The 17,062-nt window shown below is 52.8% G+C and carries 18 protein-coding genes and 1 pseudogene; 7 read left to right on the forward strand and 12 right to left on the reverse strand.

Annotated elements, in window-relative coordinates; all coding sequences use genetic code 11:
* Positions 1 to 9: 9 nt before the first annotated feature.
* The 9 genes from FE848_RS14875 to FE848_RS14915 form a co-directional block, all read right to left on the reverse strand.
* Entirely contained in the window at positions 10 to 1,515 is a 1,506-nt protein-coding gene (locus tag FE848_RS14875; protein ID WP_200204644.1) for a DUF1254 domain-containing protein, read from the reverse strand.
* 52 nt (positions 1,516 to 1,567) lie between these two features.
* Positions 1,568 to 1,945, reverse strand: coding sequence for a response regulator transcription factor (locus tag FE848_RS14880; protein WP_200204645.1), 378 nt, complete (start codon positions 1,943 to 1,945; stop codon positions 1,568 to 1,570).
* Positions 1,946 to 2,083: 138 nt separating this feature from the next.
* Entirely contained in the window at positions 2,084 to 2,704 is a 621-nt protein-coding gene (locus tag FE848_RS14885; RefSeq protein WP_200204646.1) for a response regulator transcription factor, read from the reverse strand.
* Positions 2,701 to 3,516 (reverse strand): sensor histidine kinase, encoded by an 816-nt coding sequence (locus FE848_RS14890; RefSeq protein WP_200204647.1) that lies wholly within the window; start codon positions 3,514 to 3,516, stop codon positions 2,701 to 2,703. The genes FE848_RS14885 and FE848_RS14890 overlap by 4 nt, the downstream gene beginning before the upstream one ends.
* A 17-nt stretch (positions 3,517 to 3,533) precedes the next feature.
* Complete coding sequence (locus tag FE848_RS14895) at positions 3,534 to 4,289, reverse strand: hypothetical protein (RefSeq protein ID WP_200204648.1); 756 nt, start codon at positions 4,287 to 4,289, stop codon at positions 3,534 to 3,536.
* Between the two features lie 126 nt (positions 4,290 to 4,415).
* On the reverse strand, positions 4,416 to 4,727 hold the full coding sequence (locus FE848_RS14900) for a helix-turn-helix domain-containing protein (protein ID WP_200204649.1): 312 nt from the start codon (positions 4,725 to 4,727) through the stop codon (positions 4,416 to 4,418).
* 204 nt (positions 4,728 to 4,931) lie between these two features.
* Positions 4,932 to 5,894 carry an AraC family transcriptional regulator gene (locus FE848_RS14905; RefSeq protein ID WP_200204650.1) on the reverse strand — a complete coding sequence of 321 codons (963 nt, stop codon included), beginning with the start codon at positions 5,892 to 5,894 and terminating at the stop codon, positions 4,932 to 4,934.
* Positions 5,895 to 6,088: 194 nt separating this feature from the next.
* Complete coding sequence (locus FE848_RS14910) at positions 6,089 to 6,790, reverse strand: RES family NAD+ phosphorylase (RefSeq protein ID WP_200204651.1); 702 nt, start codon at positions 6,788 to 6,790, stop codon at positions 6,089 to 6,091.
* Entirely contained in the window at positions 6,790 to 7,194 is a 405-nt protein-coding gene (locus tag FE848_RS14915; RefSeq protein ID WP_200204652.1) for an antitoxin Xre-like helix-turn-helix domain-containing protein, read from the reverse strand. Before FE848_RS14915 ends, FE848_RS14910 begins: the two co-directional genes overlap by 1 nt.
* A 235-nt stretch (positions 7,195 to 7,429) precedes the next feature.
* Between FE848_RS14915 and FE848_RS14920 the strand changes: the two genes are divergently transcribed.
* Complete coding sequence (locus tag FE848_RS14920) at positions 7,430 to 8,635, forward strand: esterase/lipase family protein (RefSeq protein ID WP_200204653.1); 1,206 nt, start codon at positions 7,430 to 7,432, stop codon at positions 8,633 to 8,635.
* A gap of 6 nt (positions 8,636 to 8,641) precedes the next feature.
* Here the strand turns inward: FE848_RS14920 and FE848_RS14925 are convergent, their stop codons facing one another.
* Positions 8,642 to 9,715 carry an NAD(P)H-dependent flavin oxidoreductase gene (locus FE848_RS14925; RefSeq protein WP_200204654.1) on the reverse strand — a complete coding sequence of 358 codons (1,074 nt, stop codon included), beginning with the start codon at positions 9,713 to 9,715 and terminating at the stop codon, positions 8,642 to 8,644.
* A 38-nt stretch (positions 9,716 to 9,753) separates the two neighbouring features.
* Positions 9,754 to 9,981 (reverse strand): hypothetical protein, encoded by a 228-nt coding sequence (locus tag FE848_RS14930; protein ID WP_200204655.1) that lies wholly within the window; start codon positions 9,979 to 9,981, stop codon positions 9,754 to 9,756.
* Between the two features lie 464 nt (positions 9,982 to 10,445).
* Here FE848_RS14930 and FE848_RS14935 point away from each other — a divergent pair, with 464 nt between their 5' ends.
* The 6 genes from FE848_RS14935 to FE848_RS14960 all read left to right on the forward strand — a co-directional run bounded on the left by FE848_RS14935 (position 10,446) and on the right by FE848_RS14960 (position 16,514).
* Complete coding sequence (locus FE848_RS14935; RefSeq protein ID WP_200204656.1) at positions 10,446 to 11,414, forward strand: beta-ketoacyl-ACP synthase III; 969 nt, start codon at positions 10,446 to 10,448, stop codon at positions 11,412 to 11,414.
* 63 nt (positions 11,415 to 11,477) lie between these two features.
* Complete coding sequence (locus tag FE848_RS14940; protein ID WP_200204657.1) at positions 11,478 to 12,638, forward strand: mechanosensitive ion channel family protein; 1,161 nt, start codon at positions 11,478 to 11,480, stop codon at positions 12,636 to 12,638.
* A gap of 97 nt (positions 12,639 to 12,735) precedes the next feature.
* Positions 12,736 to 13,008 (forward strand): YebG family protein, encoded by a 273-nt coding sequence (locus FE848_RS14945; protein WP_200204658.1) that lies wholly within the window; start codon positions 12,736 to 12,738, stop codon positions 13,006 to 13,008.
* Positions 13,009 to 13,218: 210 nt separating this feature from the next.
* Entirely contained in the window at positions 13,219 to 14,700 is a 1,482-nt protein-coding gene (locus FE848_RS14950) for a flavin-containing monooxygenase (RefSeq protein ID WP_200204659.1), read from the forward strand.
* 135 nt (positions 14,701 to 14,835) lie between these two features.
* Positions 14,836 to 15,513 (forward strand): FadR/GntR family transcriptional regulator, encoded by a 678-nt coding sequence (locus FE848_RS14955; RefSeq protein WP_200204660.1) that lies wholly within the window; start codon positions 14,836 to 14,838, stop codon positions 15,511 to 15,513.
* Positions 15,514 to 15,515: 2 nt separating this feature from the next.
* The gene (locus FE848_RS14960) at positions 15,516 to 16,514 is read left to right on the forward strand and encodes a bile acid:sodium symporter family protein (RefSeq protein ID WP_200204783.1); all 999 of its coding nucleotides are present in this window, start codon (positions 15,516 to 15,518) and stop codon (positions 16,512 to 16,514) included.
* A gap of 12 nt (positions 16,515 to 16,526) precedes the next feature.
* On the opposite strand, the pseudogene FE848_RS14965 reads toward FE848_RS14960, so the two are convergent.
* A pseudogene (locus tag FE848_RS14965) lies at positions 16,527 to 16,940 on the reverse strand (J domain-containing protein); the annotation flags it as partial.
* Positions 16,941 to 17,062 lie beyond the last annotated feature (122 nt).

Here is a 17,062-nt window from a genome sequence, read left to right on the forward strand (position 1 = left end):
TTGCCTCCTTCAAGGCTTAGTTGTATTCGGCTCGATCTCGCTCGGGCGCCAGGTTTTGTTGATCCAGGGTTCCAGCGGGCCGTACATCCGTAGTATCGCGAACCAGCTTTTCCCTGGCAGGGTCTGCAACCAGTTGCCCTCTTTGCCTTGAGGCGCGGTCGGCGCGAAATAGATGTCGTAGGAACCATCGGCATTCTTTTTAATGTCTTTGTCCTGACTGCCGACCGTTGGAAACGGTTGAGACGTCTGCAGCAACGAACGGGTTTGGGTGTCATAAATAGTGACCGCCCAGAAATTGTTCACAGGCACGTTAGGCGGCAGGTGCAATTTGTAGTTTTTGGAGCCGTCAAAGGCTTTCTTGTTGGCATCCAGATAGGCAATCCCGTAATCGGAACCAGCGCCTGCCCGTGTCATTGCCATGGCCGGCGTGACGCCGGTGGCGTTGAAATAGAACAATAGCCGTGCATCAGCATTCATGGCGCCATCAGCAGTGAACGAGGTGTTCTTGTTCGCGTAACCCATGGTCCAGGCGCTGTGAGTATCGGGATAGATTTCCACGCCATCGATGCGAGGCTGGTAGGTGATAGCACGTGCGGTGGCGGCGCCTATGTCAGCGGCCTCGGCCAGCAGCTTCTTCATGCGCGCATCGGGCTTGAACGGTTGACCCTTGACGATACCAATGGCAGCCAGAGTGCCGCGCATCTCAGGTCCGACCGCATCGACAGGCTCTTCCTGCACTACCTGGTTCAGGCCTTCGTAAAAGGCAAGATCTCGAGTCACGACCGTGTTGTAGCTTGTTCCGGAGAAATTGACGAACTCCGTAGCGGGCGGATTGTCGACCTTGGACAGCGGATAGATCTTGAGTTTGGATTTGATATTTTTGACGGCTGGCGCCAGACCTTTGGCGATAGAGCCGCGCAAGAACATCAGGTTATGGTAAGTGGGCATTTTGACGACGAAATAACCCTCAGGTACCGCACCTGCGTAACCAGGAGGTAACAGCAGATACTTACCGCCTTTTCCTTTGTCCGGACCGGGCAACCCCATGTTTTCGATATACCGAAACCAGGCATCGTCCAGAAAACCGAGCATCCCCGGCGGCAATTCGACCACCAGTGCTCCATCGACTTTCAGGTCGAGATAGGTCAATGCATACAAGGTTGAGGTGTTACCGGTGAGGTACAGAGATTCCGGCTTCAACAGTTGCTCGGTGATGCTGACCTTGTTCGACGTCGCGCCGATGCCGGCATTGCCCATGCGCATAGCGTACAGAGATCCAGCGCCTTGGTTGTCGAGATACACCTGAACCGCGCGCGAACGGTCAAGGTTATCATAGAGTTTGTTGATAGTGGCCTCGGTGGGAACACCATCGAAGAACGTTAACTCACCGATCGACGTTTCAACGCTATCCGGTATAGAAACCGATTCCAGTTCGGCCTTACTGACTTCGGCCCAGGCAGTGTGCGACAGCGGCAACAGTATGACGGCCGTGGCCAATAACATTCGAATTTTCATAACAGCTCCATGAGTCAAGGTGACTGATCGACTTCGTGATGACGTAATCCGTTTATGCCGCCACCGCTCGCGTTATGGCTTCGAGCAAATCGGTTCCGGTGAACGGCTTTAGTAGGTAGTCAGACGCGCCAGCACGGATGGCGATATCGCGCTGCCCGGGAGTGTCATGGCCGGTGATAAGAATACACGGAGGAAGGGGCCCGCTTGTCCGAAGAGTGCGGCAGAGATCAATACCAGAAATTCCGGGCAGCGAGATATCTAATACAAGACAATCGCACTGCTTTGCTTTGTCGACCCCCGTTTCTATTAGAGCTTCGGCCGATCTATACGCTAAAACAATGCATCCCGCTGCCAGCAGCACGCGTTGCATCGCAAGTCGCAGGCTTGCATCATCCTCGACCAGGACAATGTCCATAATGCGGTCTGGCATGCCGTCTGACTCCCCCAAGGGTTGCTGCACGGAATATCCGCACGCACCAGTCGCAAGCATCCTTGAATCAGGCTGAATGTAACATTGGCTACTGGGGCGAGCCAGCCTGCCCTTTGGGGCAAAATCGCGGGTAATAATCTATTCGATGTTGAGTCTGCTCGCGAGTTTGATGAGGTCTACAAACCGATGGACATGAAGTTTTTCCATCACATTCGCACGATGCGCCTTGATTGTGCGCTCGCAAGTACCCAAATCGTAGGCAATCTGTTTGTTGAGTCGTCCGGCCGTAACTTGTACAAAGACCTCCCGTTCCCGTGGCGACAGGGAGTCATAGTCTGCTTGCAAATCACGATCTTTGGCCTGCGCCTCGCGGCGTGCGCCATCCTGAGCAATAGCTGCATGGACCGCAGTGAGCAAACAATCGCGTTCAACGGGTTTGGTCAGAAAATCCACAGCGCCGGACTTCATCGCATTCACCCCGATACCGATGTTGCCATGCCCGGTGAGGAATACCACGGGGAGTGCATCAGCGCGTTGAGCCAGGGCTCGCTGCAATTCGGGCCCACTAGGGCCGCCGGGCATGTCTACATCCAGCAAAATGCACCCGGCGCCGTCTTCGTGCCAGTTCAGCAGGAAGTCCCCTGCCCCGGAATACGTTCGCACTTTCAGCCCGGCCGCACCGAGCAGTCGCGCAAGGGCCGTGCGTAGCGATTCGTCGTCATCAATAACATGCACGATCGCCTCAGTATCTTTGATCATACCGGGTCCCCCGTCGAATGATTGGCTACGCCGGTTACGTCTGCCGTCGGAATAGTGAAACGGAACACTGCGCCGCCATCAGGATGGTTCGCCGCGTGAATATGACCACTGTGAAATTCGATGATCGATCGTACGATGGCAAGCCCAAGGCCCAGACCATGTTCCTTGGTAGTATAAAATGCGTCGAACACATTATTCAGTTGTGATTCCGGTAAACCGTTGCCGTAATCGCGCACCGAAATCTCAACGTCCCCGAGTTGCGACAGGGTCGTGCTAAATTTGATCATAGCCTGCGATTCGGGCACATCCACAAGCGCATCCATCGCATTCAAAAAAAGGTTGAGTAGCACTTGGCGAAGCAGAACCGGATCGCCGTGCACCCGCAGCGTTTCCGAACAGAACTCGGTTGAAATCGTCACCCCACGGCTTTCTGCAATCGGAGCAACCAACTGCAGTATTTCCTTGGAAACATCCTCCAGATCGACCTCAATAAACGTTGGTTGGCGTTTTTGGGCGAGGACCCGAACCTGGCGAACAACCTCACTCGCCCGCAAGCCATCCTTGCGAATGTCGGCCAGAATCATGCGCACTTCGTCAAGATCCGGATCGGCTTTGGCCAACATGAGTTCAGCGGCATCCGCATTACTCAGTATGGCGCCAAGCGGCTGGTTAATCTCGTGTGCAATCGAGGCAGAAAGCTGTCCCACAGCCGCCAAACGCGATGTGTGCAACAGTTCGATGCGGCTTTCAGCCATCGTACTTCTGTCCACCTGGCTTTCGTTATCTATGTGCGTAATATGATGGCGTTTCATCTGGTCGTCTTCAGCCCTTAAAAATCAAATTTGAGATAGACCAGTGCACCCTCGTACTGCCACTTCAGGTCCCCTTGAAATCTGTTTTTTGAGACACCAATGTCGAATTCTACAGCATTAACCCCAACGCCAATCGCGACATTTTTCGTCACGCCGAAATCGAGACCGGCGAAGACGTCGTACAGAAATCCCTCATAGTCTCCGTAATCGACCGCAAAAATTTCGCCGCTGCCGCGCAGAGACCACCGGTCAGCAAAACGGTATTCGCCGCGCAGGCCGATAACCGGTAAAGGTGCTGTAAGGTCATTTGATTCGACACTACCGCCCCGCGATGTGGATAGAGTCGCGCCTATGTCTGCTATGTAAAGGCCGATAGTTGCACCGAGAAAACTGCGGTCACGTTTCAGAAACATCCAGGTGTATGCAGCCTTATAGATCGCGAGGTCGAGATCGGTTTTTACAGTGCTGCTGATGGGGTACGTTGTATCCTCCCAGATGATTTCCCTTTCAATCTGTTTCGAGGATGCGCGGGACAAGTCAAATGCACTGAAGTCGAATCGATGTTTCTCTGCAAATCTCCAGTACCCGTCCACGCGAAAAACCGTATCTGATTTCTTGAGCCCAAGGTCGTCCTCCAAATCTATATCCGTTCCCCGGCCAGAGTCTCCGTCGACTCTCGTTCGGCTTTCGCGATCCGTAAAAAAAGCGCCGATGCTTATACTGAATGCAGGGTCCTCCTGTGCGATCGCCGTGCTCGTGATAATCAGCAACATAAAAAGCCACGTGGCTCGCATGCCATCCCCTCCCCTGAAATTCTTTCTTCAGTATTCAGCTCAAGGCATCCTCTCGCTATCAAGAAAACGCATGGCTTTATCGGAGCAGGATCGCTGATCGGTTGATCACTGCCTGTCCGGTATCCGGGCGGCTTGTGGGTGTGGGTGCAAAGTGTCGGACGGCGATTCGCCAAGCAGTCGCTTGTAGTCGAGTGAAAACTGCCCCATGTGGGCGAAGCCGCATTCGCGCGCGATACTCGCAACCGTGGTGGTAGATGGGTCGGCATGCTGCAGCAGCCTACAGGCTTTCCTCAAACGTTCCCGTTTAACGAAAGCCATGGGTGTAATACCGTAGGTGCGCAAAAAAAGATAACCGAGCGTTCGCTTGCTCACACCTGACACTTCAGAAAGATGATCGAGCTGGATTCTATCTTTCATGTGTTGCGCGATGTAGGCGAGCGCTTCATCCAGTCTGTTGGGATGATTCGACCCCTTCCTTTGCATGGTCTTATTAATTGAGGCCACCCCTGGATGCCAGGTTGCGTAAGAGTTGATTCTAATGCGGTGAGGAATAGCTTCGCTATCGAGAATCCGCACGGGTATCGATTGGCGAGAAAGAAATGGGAGCGAAACATACTCTAACTATGCAGTGGACCGCGCAAGCGTGACGCTTGGAGATTCACCGAATGCATTCTTGTACTGAGTGGCAAACAGGCTCGGATGGTTGAAGCCCAACCTGAGCGCCTCATTTGTGACGGTCGTTCGGCCATCTGACACCTTGAGCCTGCTGCGTACCTGGTGCAGCCGCATCAGGCGTAAATAGCGAGAAGGGCTTGTTCCGAAGGCATCAGCAAAGGCGTATTCCAGGTATCGACGGCTGGCGTGCATGGCCGCGCACAGCTCGTCTATGCTGACCGGTTCTGTAATCCTCTCGCGCATATAATCTTCGGCCCGCTTAGCGATAATGAAATGCCCCCAAGTCTGAGACATCACTTTCGCTGGGGGGGCATCAACACTACTCAGCGCAGCGCCCAGCGCATTACGGAGATCGGTAACCAACCAATCTGCTGCCAGGGTATCCAGCGGAATTTCGGCGGGCCGCACAATATTTGCGATGGCTTGCCACAGGTCTTTTAACCTTTCCGGATCGGGCCTGATGCATGTGCAAGAAGTGAGCTGAGTCAAGTTCGTGCGCAAAGTAGTGTTCTCAATTGACTCAATCCATTTGGGGGGAATCACCAGAGAGACCCACCCGTAAATGGTCGAAGCGTAACCGCTCATTTCCTGACCTTGCCGGCAGAATAATAATTTCGAATCGTCGACGGGGTTGCCATTCCAGGTGGCTTTAGCACCGCTAGTGAACGCGCCAATGCTAAATCGCCTCGGGTCCAGTTCACCCCTCAGACTGATCGGCAGGTTGATGCTGCCCAGGTCGATTGAAAGATCACCCAGTGACATCTGTTCGAGCGCAATATTGAGATTTCCAGGCTTTAATTGGACAAATTCCAGGTTGGCGCCGCTAACGGCATGATTTACCTCGTCCAGATCGTGATATCGAACCCGGGGATGGTATTGATTTCCTGGAATACCAAATCCTTCACTCATGGAACGCTTCCTGCGATTTTTTGGTAGGCACGTAAAAGCATAGGCCAAATGCGTCTTCACCGCTAGAAAATGATCATCAAACAATCAGCCTGAGACTGCATTTGATATCACTCCCCGAACCCGGCTTGGTCATGCGGGTAACTGATTGCACACCACAAGCCAAAACATGCAATGCTGAGCATTATGCAGGCCGCTCATTGCCCGTTAAGAGAATGCGCCTCCCCTATTTCCGCCCAATGAGTAATGCGCTGTTTATCTCCATCCCAGAAATACTTCAGGTGTGGCCCTTGCACCGGGATGGAGACAGCTTTGGGTTTAAACGCTGCGATACATTCACCACCCGGATGGCGAACGCTGTTATACAGCAGCCCGTTTGATCCTTTTTGCCGCCAACGGCTCGCAAACTTCTGGCTTAGGGCGTAATCATCCGCATCCGGATTGTGCAGATCTTTGAATTCAGGCCCGCGAATGTCGTGCATCTTCATCACCACGGAGCCAATGTAGGCTCTCATGGTCAGTGCTATTGAGTCCTCGTTGGCGGCTGCCATCTCCCGCTCCTTGTGAAATACGGTCTCACGAATAGCGCCTTCAAGAGTGCTGGCCGCGTAGTAAACCCCAAAATGCCGGTCAGCAAAGCGGCTTCCAAACCCAAGGTGCGTGAACGATGCCATTACAGGCGAACTTCCGGGGCCACTGATCCTGTCGCAGGGCTGCACCAGATGGATATCCCCTGCTTCATCCCGCAGCCTGGGGTTTGTCATACTCTCAATCTCGAACGCCAGCTCAAACTCGTCTGGCTCATAGATGCGTTCGAAAAGATCTATGGGCGGGTAATGGCTGGGGATGATCCGGTAGGTTTCCCACTTGGGAAGGTGCAACGGAGGGGTTGAAAACATCACCAGCCCCGCTTGGCATCGAAATACTGACGGGTCAGCATGAGGTTCATCATGGAACCCTGAGTCATGAACTCCATAGCAGACTTGCCGCAAAAGGGTATGTCTGATGTTTTCAGGCGAATTCTGCGGTTTGCTCGTTCATGGGTCGGATACAGAACCTGCAAAGCCTTGTAGATACCCAGGATATAACTGATGCGCTCCATGGTGTCGTTAGACAGCTTGGTTGGATTCAGCTTGGCGTAGTTATAGAGCGTTGTCCTGGAGGGCCCACCTAGCAACTTGCTCCGCTCATCGGCATTACACCCCCACTCTTCCGTTATCCGGAAAAAGCCTTTTAGTGCCACACGCCCCTTTTCAGCCTCGCGATCACTTTCAGTGCTTCTACGTTCAACTACAGCTGTCATGGGCCACCTCCCGCGATCCCTTTGTTCACATATGTACAATATAGATCATTATGACCACTTTTGACACTTTCTATTTGGTCTGACGCTTCTTGACAGAGAGGCCGTTAGAGGAGGAATAATACCGAAATGACTGCTTCTGCCTTAAAACAAGCCATATGCACCGACCATTATTTCCTTGATAGTACATACATGGCTTGATCCGCGTATTCCGAACGCAGCTTGGGAGCACAGCAAAATGGTGTCAGTTAAAACCTTACATGGTTCAGCACAACTGCTCCTGGATGCTACCAGTGGCGTTACTGATATTACGGAAAACATGCACCGCACAATTGCCCGTGATGCCAATCCGTTGTATCGGTTGCTCGATGTTGCAGGCTTGCCTGTGCAAGATCAGCGAAGGCACACCGCTTACCAAGCTATTCAATCAACCACCTATGTGCTGAAACAGGGGCTGCACTACTCCCTCTCCAGATTCTCAAGGAGTGAGGGGCACCCATATACTTCAAAAAGTATGAGAGTTGTAGCTGCATTGAATGGTGTTTGCGGCGATCACCTTGAGGCCAGTAACAACCCGCTGGCAATCAACATGAATTTCCGAAACAGTCTTGGAGAGAAGGTACAGCCGGGCTCGGGCAATCTCAGCGCAACGGTTCCGGGTGCCAGCCCGCGTATCGTGGTTTTGGTTCACGGTTTATGCCTCTCACATGAGTACTGGAAAGGGCACAACGAAGGCAACCTGGGCACGGAACTGCAGTCCGCTCATGGCTTCACGCCATTGTATCTGAACTACAATACGGGTCGACACATTTCCAGTAATGGCAAAGAGTTAAGTGAACAACTTCAGAAGTTGGTTGAAGCCTGGCCTGTTGAAGTTGAAGAGCTCACACTGATTGGCCACAGCATGGGTGGGCTCGTTATACGTAGCGCATGCTGGTACGGCAGTGAACGCAACCTGCCCTGGACAAAGCTATTGCGAAACGCCCTTTATCTTGGTTCACCACATCACGGTTCGCCCGTCGCCAAGGCCGGGCATATGCTGACCTTCCTCATGAGGCAGTTTCGCTACGTCAGCCCCTTAGCGCTTGGTAGACACACCAGTGCCGGCATCAAAGACCTGCGACACGGTAACTTGCTGGACGATGACTGGGATGGCATTGACCAAGACGACTTCCACCCGGATGGGCGCAAGCCGGTTCCACTTCGCGAAGGCACCCGACACTACTTTATAGCCGCAGCTATAGGTAAGCGTGTGTCGAATATTCCCAGCACTATGATGGGTGACCTACTGGTTCGTCTGGACAGCGCCAAAGGGCATCACGCGGATGACTCGCGAAGGCTGCCAATACGCCTCGAAGATTGTCGTGTATTTGAAAAGCTCAATCATCTGGATTTGCTCGACAACAAGGTGGTGCACGACCAGATACTGGAATGGCTCGCGTAGCAGGCCTTAGCCAGGATACCTACTGCGGTACTCCTCCATAATCAGCGCCACCAATTCGGCGGCGGGCAATTCCCGCGCCATGGGTGCGCCCTGACCTGCCCATTGCGCGGCGAATTCATGATTACCGAGCTTCGAAGCTGCCGTGTTCAGGCGCTTTGCTGCATCGTAAGCCACCGGGTAATCGGCAGTTTGAGGGCTGTCGCTAGCTTCGCCGAAGGATATCAGGCGGTTAACGATTCCACGTGCCGGGCGGCCAGAAAGCACCTTTGTTAACCGTGTATCTGCTGCCCGCTCACTCTTGAGCGCTTCACGGTAGGCCTCATTCGCAGACGACTCCGGGCACAAAACAAACGCTGTTCCGAGCTGAACCGCTGCCGCACCTGACTCAATTGCAGCGCTCACCCCGAAACCGTCCATCACGCCACCAGCGGCAATAATGGGTAGCGTGGTCTTCTGCGCCAGCAACCGCACAAGCACAAAGGTGCTCAGGCACTGATCCGCAGCCTCCGGATTGAACATACCTCTGTGGCCGCCTGCCTCAATACCTTGAGCCACTATGGCATCAATTCCTGCAGCTTCAATTATTGCGGCTTCGTCACGACAGGTCGCCGTCGCCATGGTAAAAATGCCTGCTTCCTTCAGTGCGGCAATACGTTCTGCCGATGGAATTCCAAAGTGAAAGCTTACAACCGCTGGTTTCAGCTCAAGCAGCATGGCCAGTGTTTCGTCATCTTCAATAAACGATGTATAAAGTTCGCCGAGTGAACCCGGTGGTTCTATGCCGGCCTCGCCAAACAAAGGGGCCAGATACTGCACCCAGGCAGCCTCAGTGCTCTCATCCCGGCGTGCAGGTTCGTGGCAGAACACATTCACATTGAACGGCCCGCTGGTAAGCGCCTGGGTCTGCTCAATCATCTTCCGGGCCTGAGCCTGTGTGCTGGCACCAATCCCCAGCGAACCCAGTCCTCCGGCATTGGTGACCGCTGCAGCCAATTCCGGTGTAGCAACCCCGGCCATTGGTGCTTGCACGATCGGATGGCGAATACCTAAACGCGCTGTGAGACGGCTGGAAGATTTCATACAGGCTCCTGTTCTGATGAGGCGTTTTCGTAAGTTGCTTATTCCACTGGGCGTACGCGAAACCCGAGTTTCGGGAAATGTACGTGGACAAGCCCAACTTCTGCGGTTTCTCTGGCAAGAATAGTCACACTTTTATCGGTATAGACGAGTGTGCCAGTAACCGGGTCACGGCCATAATCGTCCGGCGCAATAGTGACTTCCTGGATCAGCTGAAACTCGTCTTCCGCATCGGGCAATGCTCGAGGCTGTGCATTTTTTGTTCGCATAGCCGCTTCGCCGGCACTGAGATTTTCAGGCTGTCCATGTCCGAATGCAGTCATTCGTGACAACCAGGCACTTACCTTCGGATAACCTTGCAACCAAGGCTTTCCCGCCAATTCAACAACGAACCACAACCCGTGATCCCAAGCATTACGCGGATTTTCTCGGAGAAAGGGGATAAGGCGTAATTGTAGAGAATCAGATCGGGCATTTAGTGCAAGTCCTTGTCTGAAGACTGGAGTGTAACGCAGATTACCGCACGCTGCGGTAGCCCAATAAGGCGAAACAGGCCCATTTAGCCAGTGTTTTCACGGTCGTCTTTGACAAACAGCTAATAACAGACAATGGTTCAGGGGTATAGCATGGTCTAAAGCCAAGGAGCGTTTAAAACGCATTCAGAACCCTGCAAATCAAAAGGCCCCCTGAATGCTAAGAGCTCCCCAATCGGATATATCGTGGGATTTAGCGAATGACCTTTGCACGCATTGCCGGCACTGGCTCTTACCTGCCAGAGAACATTGTTACCAACAAAGACCTCGAAAAGACGGTTGATACCACGGACAAATGGATCCGTGAGCGAACCGGCATTGAGCAGCGGCACATTGCCTTGAAAGGCCAGACCACCGTGGATCTTGCAGAGCAAGCCGCGTTGAATGCCATTGAAGCTGCCGGCATAGATGCCAGCGAGATTGACCTGATTGTGTTTGCTACGTCCACCCCGGATAAGATCTTCCCTAGTTCTGCCTGCATTCTTCAAGCCCGGCTAGGGATTCATGGATGCCCGGCGTTTGATATTCAGGCCGTGTGTAGCGGTTTCGTGTATGCACTCTCGGTTGCTGACAAGTTTATAAAAACCGGGTCCAGCAAAAAGGCACTGGTTATAGGCGCTGAAGTGTTCTCACGAATCATTGACTGGTCCGACCGGGGCACCTGTGTGCTCTTCGGAGATGGTGCTGGCGCCGTGATTCTGGAGGCACATGAAGACACAGGGATTCTTTCCACCCATATTCACGCCGACGGCCAATACGAAGAATTGCTTCATGTGCCCTGCGGAATAGCCAGTAATTACGACCAGGTTAAAGCGGGTAATGCCTTTGTGGAAATGAAAGGCAACGAAGTGTTCAAGGTTGCGGTAAATACTTTGGGCAAGATCGTTGATGAAACTCTTGAAGCCAATCAGATGGAGAAATCCGAGATCGACTGGCTGGTGCCTCATCAAGCTAACCTGCGCATCATTACGGCTACCGCGAAAAAGCTGAGCATGCCCATGGACCAGGTTGTGGTTACCGTTAACAAGCATGGCAACACTTCTGCTGCCTCTATCCCTCTCGCCCTGGATGTTGCCGTTAGAGACGGACGTATTCAGCGCAACGATGTTGTCATGCTTGAAGCTTTTGGTGGGGGCTTTACCTGGGGTTCAGCTCTTTTGCGCTACTGACATTCATCAGGGCTTCTATAATTCGAAAGCACTCCGCTCTCTTTTTGGCAAAGGACAGGATTGATGGTCGAATTCATGGCAGCCGTGGCTGAGCAAATAAAGAAAAACCTTGGTGACACACTAAACGCGTTTGGCGGCCATGAGGTGGCTTGGCGTGAAGTTGGCGCCTACGTGTTTAGCCAAGTCGTGATTTCGACTCTGTATCTGGTTTTATTTTTGGGTGCCTACCTGGTGGTGATTGGGCTTATTCGATTGTTAGTCGGAAAGCGCAATGTTAACAACCCGATGTTCAGGCACGGTAGGAGCGGGTTGCGTTATCTTGCCGGGCTGGGTGCGCTATTGATAATACTGGCGCAATTTGGAGCTGGGGTTGAGTTTCTGAAGGCGGTAGCCAGAGCGGGTCTGTTAGCGCTGGGCTTCTACGTAGCTTGGCTGGTTATACGTCGTCTGACCACCGAAACCTTGCGTCGCAACCAGTTAGATGCATCTATCCAACAGTTAGCGGGCAATGTGTTGTCTGTGGTGATGGCGACCTTTGCAGTGGTCACCATTCTTGCGCAATTCGGTTTTGACCTGCTGTCGATTGTTGCTGGCTTGGGTATTGTGGGCATTGCAGTAGGGTTTGCGGCTCAGTCGACGCTGTCAAATTTCATCGCTGGTATCACCTTATTGATTGAGCGGCCATTTCGCATTGGCGACTGGGTCACAATTAATGGCCAGGATGGCAAGGTGGTGAAGATTGCCCTGCGCACCACCTGGCTGCGGACTCGCGACAACATATTCACCATGATTCCCAACGACAGCGTGGCGTCTTCAGAGATTGTGAATTACAGCGCAGAAGGCGCTACAAGGCTGAACATCCCTGTCGGCATTGCTTACAAAGAGTCTGCCAAGGCCGCCAGAGATATCATTATGCCGGTACTTTTGGCGCACCCGGAGGTTTTGCAATCTCCGGGCATGGAGCCACGGGTAGTGCTTAAAAATCTGGGCGACTCCTCAGTAGACCTGGAAGTAAAAATATGGATTACTCCAGATAATCTGGATGTTCAGCCCGGCATCATGGCCGAAGTGTTGGAGCAGATCAAAGAGACGCTCGATGAGGCTGGCATCGAAATACCCTTCCCGCACCTTCAATTGTTTGTTGATGAAGCCAAGGGCTTGAAGCCATTGTTCGAGTCGCTTTATCCGGAAATTCGTCCAGATCGCCCCGTAGAGCGTGAGTAAATGGGTTGCTTCTCCCCGATTGAGTGTATTTCTCCGGGCAAGTCGGATACACTGTATACCTATACAGTAAATTAGACATTCACTGCGAGGAATGACCATGGCGGTACAAGCAGTCTATTTTTCCGATAGGGACGGCCTGGATATGGCATTAAAAAATCCTGAGACCATGCTTTTCACATCAAAGGCGGATGCCGATGCCAGAGATAAGATCCTGGAGTTGGCGGAAGAAATTCAGGTTTATCTGGCCCGAAAAGTAGAAGGACTGGGCGACGACTTGGCGGAAAAGTGCGCCATGGCCATAGCCGAGGATAAAGATCTGTTCCAGAGAGCCCTGAAAAAACCGGATTTGCTCAACGCTACCCAAGAATAGCTCTTTCCCCTTACAAGCCCTATCTATCAAGCCGCGCCTCCCTTGGAAGTGCGGCTTGATGGTTTTTGGGGTCAGTAAAACTACCCCTGAGAACGTGAGACCTGGCGTTTACTGCCACCAAATCTGGCACAAAAAGCCATGACTTGGATGGCAATAGACACATATAGTGAACAAGGCGTCATTATTTTCACAAGACTGGATATCACGGGTATGGCCAACAAAAGCAGCAACACACAACCCTCTGTCATCATAATCGGAACAGGGTTTGGCGGAATAGGCATGGCTATCCAGCTAAACAAGGCCGGATTCACCAATGTCACTTTGCTGGAAAAAGCCGATCGGGTTGGCGGAACCTGGCGCGACAATACCTACCCCGGTGCAGCATGCGATGTGCAGTCCCACTTTTACTCCTATTCTTTCGAGCCAAAGCACGACTGGTCACGAAAATTCGGGCTGCAACACGAACTCCTTGGCTATATGGAACACTGCGTTGAAAAGTATGGGCTGAGTGAACAGATCCGCTTCAACTGTGAGGTGGCGGAAGCCGTGTTTGACGAGGCGCATAACCACTGGATCCTCACGCTGACAAGCGGCGAAAAACTGCAAGCACAGGTTGTCATTTCAGCCACCGGCCAACTTAATCAGCCGGCGTCACCCAATATTGACGGCATGGAAGCGTTCAAAGGCACCTCCTTTCACTCCGCTCGCTGGAATCACGATTACGATCTCAAAAACAAGCGGGTTGCGGTTATCGGCACGGGCGCCAGCGCCATCCAGTTTGTGCCCGAGATTGCCCGTGAGGTGAAATCGCTCGCGCTCTTCCAGCGTTCTGCTGCCTGGGTAGTCCCAAAGCCTGACAGGCCTTTTAAAACCTGGGAGCAAAACCTGTTCAAAGCTGTTCCTGCATGGGACAGGCTGTACCGATACCTGATCTATTGGAAGAATGAAAGCCGAGGCCTCGCCTTCACGGGGTTCAGCAGCCTGTTGAAAGTATTGGCTTTGCAGGCCAAAAAAGAAGCGCGCAAGCACATTAGCGATCCCGGGAAACGGAAACAGATCATTCCGGATTACCAGATTGGCTGTAAGCGCATTCTGATTTCCAACGATTGGTATCCGGCCATCAATCGATCCAACCTGGATCTCGTTACAGACCCCATTGCCAAAGTAGATGCGACTGGCGTTCAAACGCAATCGGGTAAACATTACCCGGTTGATGTCATCATTTTTGGTACCGGGTTTCGTGCTTCTGAATTTCTGTCTCCGATTCGTGTTACCGGGCGCGGCGGCGTGACACTGAACGAAGCCTGGAAGAATGGTGCGACAGCGTTTAAAGGCATCACTGTATCGGGTTTTCCAAACTTGTTCATACTGTATGGACCCAACACAAATCTGGCCCATAACTCCATTCTCTACATGCTCGAATCACAGTTTCAGTACATTCTTGGCTGCCTGAAGGTGCTACAAGAGCATCCGGGTGCGGCCATGGATATCCATCAACACCGGGTAGAGAGCTATTCCAGCACCATTCAGAAAGATCTTGAAGGCAGCGTGTGGAGCTCCGGCTGCTCATCCTGGTATCTTGATGCCAATGGCAAAAACACACTGAACTGGCCGGGGTTTACCTTCTCCTATCGTCTTGCCACTCGTAACGTTAACCCGGCGGACTACCAACTCCTTAAATCAGCCGGGTAACCCCGGCTTTTGGCATACTCAACAAGAGCGGCGCTTTGCACCGTCTCTTGGTGTTTGTGATTTCCTTGCTAATGCATTTGCATCGACAACTGATTCATAGGATGATTCTATGATCAGCTGAAGGGATGACCCGCAATGCTCAAAAAAATTCAAAAAGGCTCTCTGGTAGAGACCGCTATAGAAAGCTTGAGGCACGCGATAGAAACGGAACAATGGTTGGTCGGCGACAAGCTTCCGGTGGAAGCTGAGCTTTCAGAAGCCCTTGGTGTCAGTCGCAACACGGTGCGAGAAGCGGTACGAGTGCTCGCTCATGTCGGTATGCTTGAAACCCGACAGGGAGACGGCACCTATGTGAGAGCCACCCGGGACGCCGGTGAAACCCTCAAGAGGATCGCCCGCACCCAGCTAACCGATCAGCTTGAAGTTCGGATTATGCTGGAGACCGAAGCCGCAAAACTGGCGGCACAACGGCGCACTGACCAGGACGTTCGTGCCATGACCATGGCACTGGATGCCAGAGGCAAGGCCGATTCGAATTTGCAAGAGCGCATTCGTCACGATGAGGCTTTCCACCACGCGCTTGTGGCCGCGTCCCATAACTCGGCGCTTTCGGAACTTTACGATTACTTCTCCCACGCAATAACTCAGACAATCGAGCGCACCGAAAGCGACGCAGACCTTCCGGAGCCCTCCCAGGAAGATCACGAACTACTTCTTGCGGCCGTTCGCCGTCAGGATTCGGACAAAGCGGAGAAACTTGCCCGGGCACTCCTCTCCCCCAGCCTTCAGGCCCTACGAAAGAGGGGCACGTGACCATGAAATTCCGGCCAGACACATTTACCATTATGTTACTGGGCGCTGTTGCCCTTGCTTCATTTTTGCCGGCCACCGGCGTTGTCGGAGAGTTATTGGCGGTGGCAGGGACAGTTGCAGTTGCCCTGCTCTTTTTCTTCCATGGAGCAGCATTATCACGACAACAAATCGTCGATGGGGCATCTCACTGGCGGCTGCACATACTCATCACCGCGCTTACCTTTGGCTTCTTCCCTCTGGTCGTGCTCCCGATTAACGGCATGAGCAACTTCGCACCTTCATGGATGCCCCCAGACCTTGGGCTTGGCTTTTTGTATCTGGGTGTATTGCCATCTGCCGTGTCTTCATCCATTGCATATACAGCTTTGGCCCGCGGTAACGTACCGGCGGCTATATGCAGCGCTGCAGCATCGAACGTATTCGGAATGATGCTGACGCCCTTTCTGCTACTCCTATTGGTAAGCTCTGCTGGTAGCGGGGATTTTGCGGTGGGCGAAGCCCTGAAAGATATCGTTCTGCAGCTACTGCTGCCCTTTGCTGTCGGCCACGCCATGCGCCCCATGTTGGGAGGATTTCTGGGCCGGAATGAACATCTGATGGCGCGCTACGACAAGTGTGTGATCTGGCTGATCGTGTATTCCGCCTTCTCCCATTCCGTGGAAAGTGGTCTTTGGCAAAACCTGCCGCTGAAAGCTATTGTTCTCACCATACTGCTGTGTATCGGGTTGCTGGCTCTGTTTATGTTCTTTGCACGCTTTATGGTGCGGCGGTTCGGGTTCAGTCTGGAGGACGAAGCTGCGGTAGTTTTCTGCGGCTCAAAAAAGAGCCTGGCTTCGGGGCTGCCCATGGCCAAAGTGCTATTTTCCGGACACCCCGGCTTTGGGATGATCGTATTGCCGATTATGTGCTACAACCAGGTCCAGGTTATTATTGGCGCCATACTGGCACAAAAGTATCGTGACAAAATTGCCGAGTCGAAATTACCAGGCGAATCACAATAGGCGGCTGCCTCTTCAGCCGCCACCCATACCTCCAAATATTGTGGCAAGCACTACAAGCCCGATGATCCAACCTATAACGGCCGGCCAGAAGTTAACCATTTGCGGTGCGTCTTCATCCATATGCTCCTGGCCCGGCTCCGGGTCAGGGTATCGGCGCTCCTCATCCTGGATTGCTATTTCCTGAAGACTTTGCCATTCAAACCACTCCGCCAAAAAGATAACAACCGGGGGAGGAAGACTGCCGTTTTCGGCCATAGGCCGAAGCTGCGGCTCCAGTTGTCTGCCAAGCTCCCGCCGCAACAGCGCCTGATCAGCAGGTGGCTCACGAAGAATAGCCTTCCATATGCCTGCATCCCGGCTTCTAGCCGGATCATTCAAAAGCGCCTTGATCTGGATCATAACCTCACGGACGACCTGCCCTTCCGAGGCACCAAGATCACGATCAACCAGGCTTAAATTCTTATCAGGCATATTCCAAACCTATCGATTCATTACGTTTTTGAGAGACAATCATCGTGTAGTCAAATACGATAGCTAAAACATACAAA

It is taken from the genome of Marinobacter sp. 1-3A (genome assembly GCF_016597775.1).
GTDB lineage: Bacteria > Pseudomonadota > Gammaproteobacteria > Pseudomonadales > Oleiphilaceae > Marinobacter > Marinobacter xiaoshiensis.

Coding starts and splice junctions, on each gene's coding strand:
- FE848_RS14875 (WP_200204644.1), bottom strand. CDS start 1,515: ATGAAAATTCGAATGTTATTGGCCACGGCCGTCATACTGTTGCCGCTG.
- FE848_RS14880 (WP_200204645.1), bottom strand. CDS start 1,945: ATGCCAGACCGCATTATGGACATTGTCCTGGTCGAGGATGATGCAAGC.
- FE848_RS14885 (WP_200204646.1), bottom strand. CDS start 2,704: ATGATCAAAGATACTGAGGCGATCGTGCATGTTATTGATGACGACGAA.
- FE848_RS14890 (WP_200204647.1), bottom strand. CDS start 3,516: ATGAAACGCCATCATATTACGCACATAGATAACGAAAGCCAGGTGGAC.
- FE848_RS14895 (WP_200204648.1), bottom strand. CDS start 4,289: ATGTTGCTGATTATCACGAGCACGGCGATCGCACAGGAGGACCCTGCA.
- FE848_RS14900 (WP_200204649.1), bottom strand. CDS start 4,727: ATGAAAGATAGAATCCAGCTCGATCATCTTTCTGAAGTGTCAGGTGTG.
- FE848_RS14905 (WP_200204650.1), bottom strand. CDS start 5,894: ATGAGTGAAGGATTTGGTATTCCAGGAAATCAATACCATCCCCGGGTT.
- FE848_RS14910 (WP_200204651.1), bottom strand. CDS start 6,790: ATGTTTTCAACCCCTCCGTTGCACCTTCCCAAGTGGGAAACCTACCGG.
- FE848_RS14915 (WP_200204652.1), bottom strand. CDS start 7,194: ATGACAGCTGTAGTTGAACGTAGAAGCACTGAAAGTGATCGCGAGGCT.
- FE848_RS14920 (WP_200204653.1), top strand. CDS start 7,430: ATGGTGTCAGTTAAAACCTTACATGGTTCAGCACAACTGCTCCTGGAT.
- FE848_RS14925 (WP_200204654.1), bottom strand. CDS start 9,715: ATGAAATCTTCCAGCCGTCTCACAGCGCGTTTAGGTATTCGCCATCCG.
- FE848_RS14930 (WP_200204655.1), bottom strand. CDS start 9,981: ATGCGAACAAAAAATGCACAGCCTCGAGCATTGCCCGATGCGGAAGAC.
- FE848_RS14935 (WP_200204656.1), top strand. CDS start 10,446: ATGACCTTTGCACGCATTGCCGGCACTGGCTCTTACCTGCCAGAGAAC.
- FE848_RS14940 (WP_200204657.1), top strand. CDS start 11,478: ATGGTCGAATTCATGGCAGCCGTGGCTGAGCAAATAAAGAAAAACCTT.
- FE848_RS14945 (WP_200204658.1), top strand. CDS start 12,736: ATGGCGGTACAAGCAGTCTATTTTTCCGATAGGGACGGCCTGGATATG.
- FE848_RS14950 (WP_200204659.1), top strand. CDS start 13,219: ATGGCCAACAAAAGCAGCAACACACAACCCTCTGTCATCATAATCGGA.
- FE848_RS14955 (WP_200204660.1), top strand. CDS start 14,836: ATGCTCAAAAAAATTCAAAAAGGCTCTCTGGTAGAGACCGCTATAGAA.
- FE848_RS14960 (WP_200204783.1), top strand. CDS start 15,516: ATGAAATTCCGGCCAGACACATTTACCATTATGTTACTGGGCGCTGTT.